This is a genomic window from Microbulbifer sp. TB1203 (genome assembly GCF_030997045.1).
GTDB lineage: Bacteria > Pseudomonadota > Gammaproteobacteria > Pseudomonadales > Cellvibrionaceae > Microbulbifer.
On sequence record NZ_CP116899.1, the window covers coordinates 2212901 to 2224715 of the forward strand.

Consider the following 11815-nt stretch of genomic DNA (forward strand, 5'->3'; position numbering starts at 1 on the left):
TTGCCAGATCTTACGCGGCCGGGGAAGGCCGCGTAGAGCGCACTTACCCTGCAGATTTCAGTTTGATGCCCCCTGCATCAAGGCATCCAGAGTTTGCTGGTCGAACACCGTATTCGCCGGCCTGTCGAAGATACCCGAGGCGAAGTTTCCAGTTCCGCCGTTGTCCCAATAGAACGGTACCATTCCATAGGCCCTCGCTTGTTGCGTGACGAACCTGTGGTAGTAGGCTCTCGACTCAAGATGCAACGCCAAATCATCTCCTGAAAGCTGCCCGGTACGGCGCATTGCGGAAAATTCACCCAACACCACGGGGATTCCGTTGTCGATAAATTGTGTTTTCATCAGGGAAAACAGCGCGTTCAGGTCATCCTCCTCGCCCCATGTGGGGTTATGCGCTGTATCCGTGGAGGAGTGATTACCGGCGCCCCAATAAAAGAATTGATTGCCCCAGCTCGCGTCCTCTGTCATGCCCGCAAATTGCCACGGGGTATAATAGTGGATCTCCGCCATCATACGGTTTGAGACCGTATCCACCGGCATTTCGGTCATCAGCTCGTTCGTTCTTGTAATATCCGTATTCGGCCCCTGAACCACCAGCACCCTGTAGGCATTTTTCCCACCGGTTTCCCGCACGGCATCCACAAAAGTCTGGTGGTAGGACATTAAAACGGACATTTGTTCGGCGCTATCGACATTGGGCTCATTGGCGCTGGCAAACATCAGGTGCTCGTCGAAGTCGCGCAGGTAGGTAGCAATTTGTTGCCAGTAGGCTCTCTGTTTATCGTTGTTTTCCGCCTGCCTGTCCGGAGTCACATTGTTCTCAAGCCAGCCCCCATCCCAGTGGATATTGACGATGACGTACAGGTCATTGTCGACGCAATATTGAACGACGTCCCTCACCCTGGCCAGCCAGCTCAGGTCGATCTCCGCCGTGGCTTGGTCGGCATACTGGTCCCAGGAAACGGGCAGCCGTATCGCATTGAAACCGCTCTGTTTCACCAGGCCGACAAAATCCGCGGTAATCATCGGATTGCCCCAGGCGGTTTCGCCTCCAGTCGCCTCCAAGCTATTACCAATGTTGAATCCCAACGTGATGTTGCCGGCAATATCCTGCGCACTGCTGCTCATTCCCGTCATGTCTGCGGGAAGGGGGTTGATATTGTAATTAGGGAACCGGCCGCCGGAACTGCTGCTCGAGGAACTGCTGGAACTGCTCGAAGAGCTGGAGCTGGAGGAAGAAGAGCTGGAGCTGCTGCTTGAAGAACTGGAGCTCGAGCTCGAAGAAGAGCTGCCACCGTCGCCGTTCACTATCACCGGCACCGGCGACACATTCCCCGGCGTGGCGGTAAAGCCGAAGCTCACCTGACCGCCCGGCTGAATACTTTCGTTATAGCCGGCATCCTCGACGACATAGTGATCCCCGACATGAGATACAATGACGCCGTTCCACAGATTGTTGATATCCACCGCCATGTCGAATTCGACGGACCAGCCGGATATGGCCGTGCTTCCGTCATTGACGACCACCACTTCGCCCTGGAACCCCTGCCCCCAGTCGTTGACGATGTTCATGGTAGCCTGCGCCGCGAAGGCGGAGGGTACGCACAAACATAGCAACCACATCAGCAGGCATTTACTGATTGATCGAAACATTCCTATTTCTCCCATCATGGTGAGTTTTATTTTTTTTAAAAAAACTTTTCTCCGCTGACAGCAACTGGCGAAACTCTGCACTTCCCTTTGGCAGCCTCTCCGTCTAAGGTCAGTCGGAATGGTACTTGATTTAATTACTACCGGGTCGGAAGGAAAGGATACCCCTCTCCCGGGACACGGGCTGGGCGCCCCCCTTAAATACATCCCTGTACGCTCGTAATCGGCATCCCTGCCTCATACGGTCCCGGCCCTTCCCTTCCGCCTTATTAGTAAGCCCCGGGCTGTCCCGGCCCGGGGTTTTGTGTTGTTACGGTAAATATGGCTCCAGCCAAGACATCTGCGGCGCTTCTCTGCCGTCTGCGGTGGGCTCTATAACCAGAATATTGGATTCCCATGTCCACCAGGGGCCACCTGCCCACCAGGTCCAACCTATCCAGTGCTCTCTGTTGTTATCAATGTACTGAAGTGCGCTTTCAACAGACATCCTACAGTCGTCGTTAGAGGCACCACTAAACTCACCGAGGAAGCCACGCAAGTTGTTAGCGGCGAGCCAGGAAGTAAAGTCGGACAATACTTCAGAGGCATCCGGTACAACGCATTGCTCCGAAGTGCCTGAGAAGTCACTGTCAAAATACTGGTGAACTTCCACCACAAAATTATTGCCTGGATCCACAAAATCCAGCAAGGCGGTGGCGTTAGCGGTGCCGTACCAAGTGTGATTCCACGAATGTGCTCCAGTCCACGCATTGCCCGGCACCGTAATCAAATTGGTGGCGCCTGTGTTGCGAATAGCGGCGGCGGCGGCATTGGCAGCACTAATCCACTGCTCGGTGGGCATAGTGTGGGGCTCGTTTATTAGGCCAAAAATCACATGAGAGTTATCTTTGTATTCGTTTGCCAAACGACTCCAAAAATCGGCGAAGGCGCTGTTAGGCACCTGGGAGCTTCCAATCAAATTACCGTAGTACCGCGCATAGTTGTGCGGGTCGAGCAATACGTACATATTCTTGGCGGTAGCCTGGGTAACAAACTCGTCAAGACGCGCAAATTCTGCGCTATCAAAGGCCTGGTTCATTGTGGGCTGTAAACGCTCCCAGCGGAAAGGCAGCCGTATGATATTCATGTTTTTGGATTTGTAATAATCCACCTCATCCTGATTTGGATAGGTGTAATCCGTTCCAAAGACACCAGGTAAGTTACTTTCACCAAAGTCAGCACCGGCCAAACTAACCCCTTTAAACATGGCCGCTGCGCCGGAGGAGCTGGAGGAGCTGGAGGAGCTGGAGGAGCTGGAGGAGCTGGAGGAGCTTGAAGAGGAAGAATTGCTACTACTGGATGAACTTGAGCTGGACGAGGAACTCGAAGACGAGCTGGAACTCGAGCTGGATGATGATCCACCGCCATCGACGATCACCGCTACCGGCGACACATTGCCCGGCGTGGCGATAAAGCCGAAGCTCACCTGGCCGCCCGGCTGGATGGTCTCATTGTAGCCGGCATCCTCGACCACATAGTGATCCCCGACCTGGGATACGATGACGCCGTTCCACAGGTTGTTGATATCCACCGCCATATCGAACTCGACGGACCAGCCGGATATCGTCGTGGCTCCGTCATTGACTACCACTACCTCTCCCTGGAACCCCTGGCCCCAGTCACTGACTATGTTCATCGTTGCCTGCGCCGCAAAGGCGGAGGGTACGAACAAACACAGTAACCACATCAACAGGTGCTTAGTGATTGATCGAAACATTTCTATCTCTCCCATCATCGTGAGTTTTTATTTTTACTGCCGAATTTCACCTCTGAATGCGGCATTCAACAACTGGAGGAAAATTCCGCCAAACGGAGGCCGCCGGTCAGGTTCTCTGTCATTTTGTGAACCACTTCAAATTAATTATATTTATATGATAATTATGCATGGGGAATTATGGCGGACACGGTTGGGAGTGTCGTCCAGCTTTGAGTAGTAAACGCTTTTACCAGGTCCAAGTTAGCGCACAGCAGCTGGTGCAACCCTTTACCTGGTGGGGGTCTGAAGACAAAAGAAGAATTTGGCGACAGCAGTAATATCCGGATCAAACAAAAGCCCCGGCGGGATATCCCGCCGGGGCTTTCGATGTAACCTGGTTCAGACCGGATCTGACACAGATCCTTTTCATCAGGGAAAACAGCGTATTCAGGTCGTCTTCCTCACCCCATGCGGGATTATGGGCCGTATCCGTGGTTGACTGGTTGCCGGCACCCCCATAATAGAACTGCTTGCCCCAGCTCTCGTCCGCTGTCATGCCCGCAAAATTCCACGGAGTATAAAAGTGTATCTCCGCCATCATGCGGTCTGAAACCGTATCCACCGATTATTTTGAATGCCAAAAGGAAGAAAGGGAGAGGAGTTGGCGTAGGGTGCGCCGCGCGCACCAATCGGTACAGACCCGGCATGAGCCATATTCAGTGCGCGTGGCGCACCCTACGGCGGCAATTCAGCCATTGCACGATTCGCCCGGGCGAAGCGGAAGCTCCGCAGCCCCGGACCTCGATTGCTAGGAAGCGACGTTGCCGTAGCTCATTAACCGCAGGTAGCGCTTCTCCAGCAGTTCGTCGACAGGTACGTTGCGCAGCTGTTCCACTTGTGCGGACAGGCGTTCCTTCAGGCGGGCGGCCATGGTATCCGGGTCCCGGTGGGCGCCGCCAAGGGGTTCCGGGATAGTCTCGTCCACGATACCCAGCTCCTCCAACACGCTGGAGGTCACGCCCATGGCCTCTGCCGCCAATGGCGCTTTTTCCACGGTCTTCCAGATGATGTTGGCGCAGCCTTCCGGGGAGATCACGAAATAGGTGGAATACTGCAGCATATTCAGTTGGTCGCCGACGCCGATGGCCAGGGCGCCGCCGGAGGAGCCCTCGCCGATCACCGTGCAGATGATCGGGGTTCGCAGGCGCGACATCACTGCCAGGTTCTGCGCGATAGCCTCGCTGATGCCGCGCTCCTCGCTGTCGATGCCCGGATAGGCCCCGGGAGTGTCGATCAGGGTGAGCACCGGCAGTTTGAAGCGCTCCGCCATCTGCATGATGCGCAGGGCCTTGCGGTAGCCCTCCGGCTTGGGCATGCCGAAGTTGCGCGCCACCTTGTCATTCACAGTGCGGCCCTTCTCCTCGCCGATCACCGCCACCGGCACGCCATCCAGGCGCGCGATACCGGCGATGATCGCCTTGTCGTCGCCGAAGTGGCGGTCGCCGTGGAGTTCGTCCCAATCGGTAAAGATGCGCTTGATATAGTCCTGGGAATAGGGGCGCTGGGGATGGCGCGCCACCTGCACCACCTGCCAGGGGGTCAGGTCCTCGTAGATGGACTCGGTGAGTTTTTCGCTCTTTTCCCGCAGGCGGGTCACTTCGTCGGCGATATTCAGCTCGTTGTCGTCGCCCACATGCTGCAGCTCTTTTATCTTGCTTTCCAGTTCAGCAATCGGCTGTTCAAATTCGAGAAAATTGAAATTCATGAAATCCGCGCCTTGAAATCTGTTCCGATAATGCCTAGAGCGTCACACCAGTGCCACCCGCAAAATTCTCGCCTGCCGCCAAGTTGCATTCGGCCGCGAAAACGGTCGTATAAAAATGGCGGCTAGCTTACCGGGATAGAACCAGCTAGTCGAGCCTGCCGCTCATTGTAGTTGAGCACCACCCTCTGCCGCCCCAGCAGCTCGCGCAGCGACTGCACCAACTGGTCGTTGGGCTCCACATTCCACTCGCCGGGCAACCGATAGGTACCGCGGGCATCGCTGCGCGCCACTTCCAGGGTGACACCGCAGTTGCTGCCAGGGCCATTGGTATAGGGCCGCAGGCAGGCGGCCAGCCGCTTGGCCAGCCCCCGCGGCGCGGTGGCACTGTCCAGCTGCAAACGCACACCGGTCACACTGCCCTGGCGCAGTTCGTCCAGGGTGGACACATTGTTGACGGTCATCTTGAGGCCGCCGCTGTAATCGTCGTGGGAGACGGGGCCGTCCAGCACCAGCAGGGAGTCCTTGGCGAGCTTTTCCCGGTGCTCGCCAAAGGCCTCGCTGAATACCGCTGCCTCCAGGCGGGCACTTCTGTCGTCCAGGGTCACTATGGCCATGGAGTCGCCGCGTTTGGTTTTCATTACCCGCATGGCCACCACCAGGCCCGCCACCTTTTGTGCTTCCCGGCCCGGTTTCAGGTCGGCGATACGTGCCTTGACCAGGTGCTGCAGCTCGTCTTCGTATTCATCGATGGGGTGGCCGGTGAGATAGAGACCGAGGGTGTTCTTCTCTCCCTCTAAGCGCTCGCGGATGCCCCAGGGGCGCGCGCGGCGGAACTCGGCGTAGACATCCCCCTCCGCTGCGGAGGGCACCACTTCGCCAAACAGGTCCATCATCCCCGCGCTGGCGTTCGCGGCCTGCTGTTCCGCGGCCTTGACCGCCTCGTCCACCGCGTTGAACAGCACCGCGCGGGAGTAGTTCAGGCCGTCGTCACCGTCGGCGCTGGGGCCGATGCTGTCCAGCGCGCCGGAGCGCACCAACGCCTCCAGGGCGCGCTTGTTCACCTTTCGCGGGTCGATGCGGGAGCAGAAGTCGAACAAATCGGTAAAGGGCCCGCCCTCCTTGCGCACCGCGATGATATTTTCCACCGGCCCCTCGCCCAGGCCCTTGATGGCCCCCAGGCCGTAAATGATGCGGTTGTCGATGTCCACCGAGAACTGGTAGCTGCCCAGGTTCACGTCCGGCGGCACCAGCTCCAACTTCATGGCCCGGCATTCTTCGATAAAGGTCACCACCTTATCGGTCTTGTCCATATCCGAGGACATGGTGGCGGCCATAAACTGCGCCGGGTAGTGGGCCTTGAGCCAGGCGGTCTGGTAGGACACCAGCGCGTAGGCGGCCGAATGCGATTTGTTAAAGCCGTAGCCGGCGAACTTCTCCACCAGGTCGAAGATCTTGATCGCGAGATCCGGATCGACCCCCTGCTCCTTCGCGCCGTTTTCAAAGATCTCCCGCTGCTTGGCCATCTCCTCGGGCTTTTTCTTACCCATGGCCCGGCGCAGCAGGTCGGCGCCGCCGAGGGTGTAGCCCGCCAGCTCCTGGGCGATCTGCATCACCTGTTCCTGGTAGACGATAACCCCGTAGGTGGGCTCCAGGATCGGCTTCAGTTTCTCGTGCTGGTATTTGGCGTCCGGATAGGCCACCTGGGCGCGGCCGTGTTTCCGGTTGATAAAGTCGTCCACCATCCCGGATTGCAGCGGGCCCGGGCGGAACAGGGCCACCAGGGCGATCATGTCCTCCAGGTTATCCGGCTGCAGGCGCTTGATCAGGTCCTTCATGCCGCGGGATTCCAGCTGGAACACCGCGGTGGTCTCGGCCTTTTTCAGCATTTTGAAGGTGGGTTCGTCGTCCAGCGGCAGCGTGGCGATATCCAGCGGTTCGAGCCCTTCGCGCGCGCGCTGCTCGTCCACCATGCGCTTGGCCCAGTCGATGATGGTGAGGGTGCGCAGGCCGAGGAAGTCGAATTTCACCAGGCCGGCGTCTTCCACGTCGTTCTTGTCGAACTGGGTCACCAGGCCGCCGCCGGACTCGTCGCAGTAGAGCGGCGCGAAATCCGTGAGCTTGGTGGGGGCGATCACCACGCCGCCGGCGTGCTTGCCCACATTGCGCGCAACCCCTTCCAACTGGACCGCCATCTCCCAGATTTCCTGGGCCTCTTCATCGTTTTCCAGGAATTCGCGCAGGATTTCTTCCTGGTCGAAGGCCTTCTGCAGGGTCATTCCCACATCCGGCGGAATCATTTTCGAGAGCTTGTCGGCGAGGCCGTAGGATTTTCCCTGCACCCGCGCCACGTCGCGCACCACCGCCTTGGCGGCCATGGTACCGAAAGTGATGATCTGGCTCACCGCCTGGCGGCCGTAGTTGTCGGCCACATAGCCAATCACCCGGTCGCGCTTCTCCATGCAGAAGTCCACGTCGAAGTCGGGCATGGATACCCGCTCCGGGTTGAGGAAGCGCTCGAACAGCAGGTCGTACTGCAGCGGGTCCAGGTCGGTGATATCCAGGGAATAGGCCACCAGCGAGCCGGCGCCGGAACCCCGCCCCGGCCCCACCGGGATACCGTGTTCCTTGGCCCACTGGATAAAGTCCATCACGATCAGGAAGTAGCCCGGGAAGCCCATCTGGATAATGATCTCCAGCTCGAAGCGCAACCGGTCCTCGTAGACCTTGCGCCGCGAAGCGTAATCCGGCGCGGACTTGTCGAGAATTTTTTCCAGGCGCCGCTCCAGCCCATCGAAGGAAACCTTCTCGAAGAACTGGTTTTCGGTCATGCCCTCGGGAATTGGGTATTCCGGCAGGAAATACTTGCCCAACTGGATCGGCGAGGTACAGCGCTTGGCGATTTCCACAGTGTTGTGCAGCGCCTCGGGAATATCGCTGAACAGCTCCCACATTTCCTCGGGGGTGCGAAAATACTGCTGCGGGGAATAGCGGCGCTCCCGCCTGGGGTCGTCCAGCGCGCGGCCCTCGTGAATGCACACCCGCACTTCGTGGGCCTCGAATTCGCTCTCGTCGAGGAAGCGCACGTCGTTGGTGGCCACTACCGGCAGTTGCAGTTCCTGCGCCAGGGCCACCGCGCCGTGCAGGTATTCCTCCTCCCCGGGGCGGCCGGTGCGCTGCAGTTCCAGGTAGTAGCGGCCGGGAAAGATCTGCGCCCACTCCCCGGCCAGGTCCCGCGCCTGGGCGGTGCGCCCGGCCACCAGCGCGCGGCCCACATCGCCGAACCTGGCCCCGGAAAGGGCCAGTACCCCGGCGCTGTACTCCTTCAGCCACTGGCGGCGGATATAGGCCTGGCCGTGGTACTGCCCTTCCATCCAGGCGCGGGAGATCAGTTCGGTGATATTGCGGTAGCCCTCACCGTTCATCGCATAGAGGGTGATCAGCGTGGGCTTGTCCTCACCGCCCTCGCTGAGCCAGAAATCCGCACCGGTAATCGGCTTGATGCCGGCGCCCAGGCAGGCTTTGTAGAACTTGATCTGGCCGTAGAAATTGGTCTGGTCGGTGAGCGCCAGCGCCGGCATCTGCAGCTCTCCCGCGCGGGCCACCAGCGGCTTGATGCGCACCAGGCCGTCGATCAGGGAGAACTCGGAGTGGGCTCTTAAGTGGACAAAAGGTTGGATCATGTTTTTTCGATCTAATTCTCGATAATGACCCTGTAGGAGCGGGCCATGCCCGCGATCGATAGTTATCGCGGGCATGGCCCGCTCCTACAAGGTATTTTTAAAATTCTTTACCAGTGGCGGCCCATCCGCCGCGCGCGTTCGGTGCAGAGGCGCACCACCTGCCAGCGCTGGTCGTCGCTCATGGCGCCCCAGCGGCTGATCTCGTCGCCGCTGCGAAAACAGCCCTCGCAGATATCGTCGCTGTTGAGTGCGCACACGGAAATACAGGGGGATTTTACCGGCCCCGCGGCCGCCGCTTCTCTCTCTGACATCACGAATCGGAAACCGGGGTGAGCTGTTCGGAAAAATACCGGCCGTTGGCCGCGTAGTGATCGCTGCTGGCCTTGAGCAGTTCGAAGGTGGATTCGTCGAGGGTTTTGACCACCTTGCCCGGGGTGCCCAGCACCAGGGAGTAGTCAGGGATCTCGGTGCCCTCGGTGACCAGGGCGTTGGCGCCGACAATACAACACTTGCCGATCCTGGCCCCGTTGAGCACCACCGCATTGATCCCGATCAGACTGTAGTCGCCGATTCCGCAGCCGTGCAGCATCACCTTGTGGCCGACAGTCACCCCCTTGCCGATGGTAAGGGGGATGCCGGGGTCAGTGTGCAGCACCGCGCCGTCCTGGATATTGCTGTATTCGCCGATGGTGATCCGGTCGCAATCGCCGCGCACCACCGCGTTGAACCACACGGAGCTGTGGCCGAGCAGTTGCACATCGCCGATTACCCGGGCCCCCGGGGCAATATAGTGCCCCTCGCCTTCCAGCTGCGGTTGTTTTTCACCCAGTTTGTACAGCATTTCTCCCCGCGTTCCGATCATTCAAGCGCGCTATTATCGCGGTCGGAGGGGGTTGTGGCCAGCGGATGGATCTTGCGCTTTTGCCAGGGGCGGCTGCGCCGCCTTGCGGAGCTGGAGCTCCGCGGTCCCGGGGGTTACAACAGCTGATTCTGTTGCACGAAACTGGCCCCTTCCAGGGTCAGCAGCCGCGCCTTCATCTCCAGCCCGCCCGCGTAGCCGGTCAGGCTGCCGTCGGCACCGATCACTCGGTGGCAGGGAATCACCACCGCAATGCGGTTGGCACCGTTGGCCCTTGCCACCGCGCGGATCGCCTTCAGGTTGCCCAGCGCCTCCGCCTGCTCCCGGTAGCTGCGGGTGTTCCCGTAGGGAATGCGCAGCAGCTCATCCCAGACACTGCGCTGGAAATCCGTGCCCCGGGGATTCAGCGGCAGCTCGAAATTCCGGCGGCCGCCGGCAAAGTATTCCTCCAGCTGCCGCGCGGCCAGGTCGGTCAGCGCCGTGGACTGTCGCTGCCAGTCTTTCTCCAGTCGCATGGGGCGCTCGGCGCTGTGGAACTCCAGTGCCACTATACCCTCGTCGTCTGCGGCTATACCCACCTCGCCAAATTCGGTGGAATAGATTTCGTAATTAACCATCAGTCTTCTCCGCTCTTGAGCGACTGCCACAACAGCAGCGCGCCGTAGGCCCGCCAGGGGCGCCAGTTCTCGGCCCGTGCCAGGGCCTGCTTCGGTTTGGCCTTCTCGCCGTTTTCCCCCAGTGCCTGCAATATGCCCAGGTCGGATGCGGGAAAGGCGTCCGGCATGGACAGGCCGCGCATGGCGATGTACTGCGCGGTCCAGTCGCCGATACCCGGCAGCGCGGTGACCCGGGCACACCAGTCGGCCAGTTCCGTCTCCGTGAAATTCACCCGCCCGTCCAGAGTGGCGGCGACGAATTCGCGCAGGGTCTGCGCCCTCGCGCGGGTCAGCCCCAGTCCGTCGAAATCAGCATCCGCCAGTTGCTCGGGAGTCGGAAACAACCGGTGCTCCTCCCCCGAGTCGTCGACAAAGGATTCGCCATAGCGGGCCACCACCCGCCCGGCGATGGTGGTGGCGGCAGCGACCGAGATCTGCTGGCCGAGAATCGCCCGCAAAGCGTATTCGAACGGGTCCCAGGCTCCGGGCAGGCGCACGCCCGGTGTGCGGGCAATCTCCCGCGCGAGCAGCGGGTCCGCGGCCAGCTGCGCGGTGATCTCCGCTGTGTCCGCGTCCAGGTCGAACAGCCGGCGCAGACGCTGGTTCAGCAGGTAGAGCGCCGCGCCGCCCTCCCCGGAGATCTCCACCACCAGGCGGTTCCTCGACCCCTGGTCGCGCACCCGCAGCACACCGCGCACCCCGTCCAGCGCAAAGCTGCGCCGGTACACATCGCCCTCCACCTGCTCCACACCGGCGAGAGCCCGGGCGCGGAAAAACGTCAGCAATTCCCGCCAGTGAAACGGCGGTCGGTAGTGGAGGTAGAGGCGGATGCCCGAAGCCCCGGCGCCACCCGCCTCCCCCTCCACCGATTCCCGGCGCACCTCCGAGGGGGTGCGCCGGTAGATCTGTTTGAACACCCCGTTGAAGCGGCGCAGGCTGTTGAAGCCGGACTCGTAGGCAATCTGCGACACCGGCAGGCCGGTATCCCGCAGCAGCCCGAACGCGAACAGCGCCCGCTCCGCCTGCCACACCGCCAGCGGGCTCACCCCCAGGTGCTCCGCGAACAGCTGGCGCAAGTAACGGCTGCTGACCCCGAGCCGGTCTGCCAGCGTCTCGATGGACTGGGCCTCCCGCTCAGCGCGCATCAGCTTCAGCGCCCGTTGCACCGTGGTGGACACCAGCCCCCAGGCCGGACTGCCCGGCGCCGCGTCCGGCCGGCAGCGCAGGCAGGGCCGATAGCCCGCGTTCGCCGCCTCAGCGGCGGTGGCGTAGTAGGTGACGTTGCGCTCCAGCGGCGGCCGCGCGGGGCAGATGGGCCGGCAGAAGATCCGGGTGGTTTTCACCGCGGTAAAGAATCGCCCGTCGAACCGCCGGTCGCGGGCGAGGCGGGCGCTGGAACAGATACTGTGGTCGAGTTGCACGGCAATCTCCTCTGGTTGCGGGCCAGTTTAGGAGCAGGCGGCATCGTGT

At 60.5% G+C, this 11815-nt stretch carries 10 protein-coding genes and 1 pseudogene; 1 reads left to right on the plus strand and 10 read right to left on the minus strand.

The window, feature by feature from the left end; translation table 11 throughout:
- Nucleotides 1-57: 57 nt before the first annotated feature.
- Nucleotides 58-1734 carry a cellulase family glycosylhydrolase gene (locus PP263_RS09270; RefSeq protein ID WP_308368132.1) on the minus strand — a complete coding sequence of 559 codons (1677 nt, stop codon included), beginning with the start codon at nt 1732-1734 and terminating at the stop codon, nt 58-60.
- Nucleotides 1735-1960: 226 nt separating this feature from the next.
- Nucleotides 1961-2896: a glycoside hydrolase family 5 protein gene (locus PP263_RS09275; RefSeq protein ID WP_308368134.1), complete on the minus strand. Its 936-nt coding sequence runs from the start codon at nt 2894-2896 to the stop codon at nt 1961-1963.
- On the opposite strand from PP263_RS09275, the gene PP263_RS09280 reads away from it, so the two are divergent.
- Nucleotides 2895-3146, plus strand: a complete 252-nt coding sequence (locus PP263_RS09280; protein WP_308368135.1) for a hypothetical protein — start codon at nt 2895-2897, stop codon at nt 3144-3146. The two genes, PP263_RS09275 and PP263_RS09280, sit on opposite strands and share 2 nt — an antisense overlap.
- Here PP263_RS09280 and PP263_RS22700 read toward each other — a convergent pair.
- The 8 genes and pseudogenes from PP263_RS22700 to PP263_RS09315 form a co-directional block, all read right to left on the minus strand.
- Nucleotides 3113-3424: pseudogene (locus PP263_RS22700) on the minus strand (cellulose binding domain-containing protein); the annotation flags it as partial. The gene PP263_RS09280 and the pseudogene PP263_RS22700 sit on opposite strands and share 34 nt — an antisense overlap.
- A gap of 307 nt (nt 3425-3731) precedes the next feature.
- A complete protein-coding gene (locus PP263_RS09285; RefSeq protein WP_308368136.1) occupies nt 3732-3986 on the minus strand; it encodes a hypothetical protein in 255 nt (84 codons plus the stop codon).
- 207 nt (nt 3987-4193) lie between these two features.
- Nucleotides 4194-5150 carry an acetyl-CoA carboxylase carboxyltransferase subunit alpha gene (locus PP263_RS09290; protein WP_308368137.1) on the minus strand — a complete coding sequence of 319 codons (957 nt, stop codon included), beginning with the start codon at nt 5148-5150 and terminating at the stop codon, nt 4194-4196.
- Nucleotides 5151-5272: 122 nt separating this feature from the next.
- Nucleotides 5273-8830, minus strand: coding sequence for a DNA polymerase III subunit alpha (dnaE, locus tag PP263_RS09295; RefSeq protein WP_308368138.1), 3558 nt, complete (start codon nt 8828-8830; stop codon nt 5273-5275).
- Between the two features lie 107 nt (nt 8831-8937).
- Nucleotides 8938-9141: a DUF1289 domain-containing protein gene (locus PP263_RS09300; protein ID WP_308368139.1), complete on the minus strand. Its 204-nt coding sequence runs from the start codon at nt 9139-9141 to the stop codon at nt 8938-8940.
- Nucleotides 9141-9671, minus strand: coding sequence for a gamma carbonic anhydrase family protein (locus PP263_RS09305; protein WP_308368140.1), 531 nt, complete (start codon nt 9669-9671; stop codon nt 9141-9143). The genes PP263_RS09300 and PP263_RS09305 overlap by 1 nt, the downstream gene beginning before the upstream one ends.
- Nucleotides 9672-9805: 134 nt before the next feature.
- Nucleotides 9806-10306: a methylated-DNA--[protein]-cysteine S-methyltransferase gene (locus tag PP263_RS09310; protein ID WP_308368141.1), complete on the minus strand. Its 501-nt coding sequence runs from the start codon at nt 10304-10306 to the stop codon at nt 9806-9808.
- A complete protein-coding gene (locus PP263_RS09315) occupies nt 10306-11766 on the minus strand; it encodes an AlkA N-terminal domain-containing protein (RefSeq protein WP_308368142.1) in 1461 nt (486 codons plus the stop codon). Before PP263_RS09315 ends, PP263_RS09310 begins: the two co-directional genes overlap by 1 nt.
- Nucleotides 11767-11815 lie beyond the last annotated feature (49 nt).

Excerpts from the sequence above, each read along its gene's own strand:
- PP263_RS09280 (WP_308368135.1), top strand. The coding sequence starts at position 2,895 with ATGGCCGCTGCGCCGGAGGAGCTGGAGGAGCTGGAGGAGCTGGAGGAG.
- PP263_RS09275 (WP_308368134.1), bottom strand. The coding sequence starts at position 2,896 with ATGTTTAAAGGGGTTAGTTTGGCCGGTGCTGACTTTGGTGAAAGTAAC.
- PP263_RS09285 (WP_308368136.1), bottom strand. The coding sequence starts at position 3,986 with ATGATGGCGGAGATACACTTTTATACTCCGTGGAATTTTGCGGGCATG.
- PP263_RS09290 (WP_308368137.1), bottom strand. The coding sequence starts at position 5,150 with ATGAATTTCAATTTTCTCGAATTTGAACAGCCGATTGCTGAACTGGAA.
- dnaE (WP_308368138.1), bottom strand. The coding sequence starts at position 8,830 with ATGATCCAACCTTTTGTCCACTTAAGAGCCCACTCCGAGTTCTCCCTG.
- PP263_RS09300 (WP_308368139.1), bottom strand. The coding sequence starts at position 9,141 with ATGTCAGAGAGAGAAGCGGCGGCCGCGGGGCCGGTAAAATCCCCCTGT.
- PP263_RS09305 (WP_308368140.1), bottom strand. The coding sequence starts at position 9,671 with ATGCTGTACAAACTGGGTGAAAAACAACCGCAGCTGGAAGGCGAGGGG.
- PP263_RS09310 (WP_308368141.1), bottom strand. The coding sequence starts at position 10,306 with ATGGTTAATTACGAAATCTATTCCACCGAATTTGGCGAGGTGGGTATA.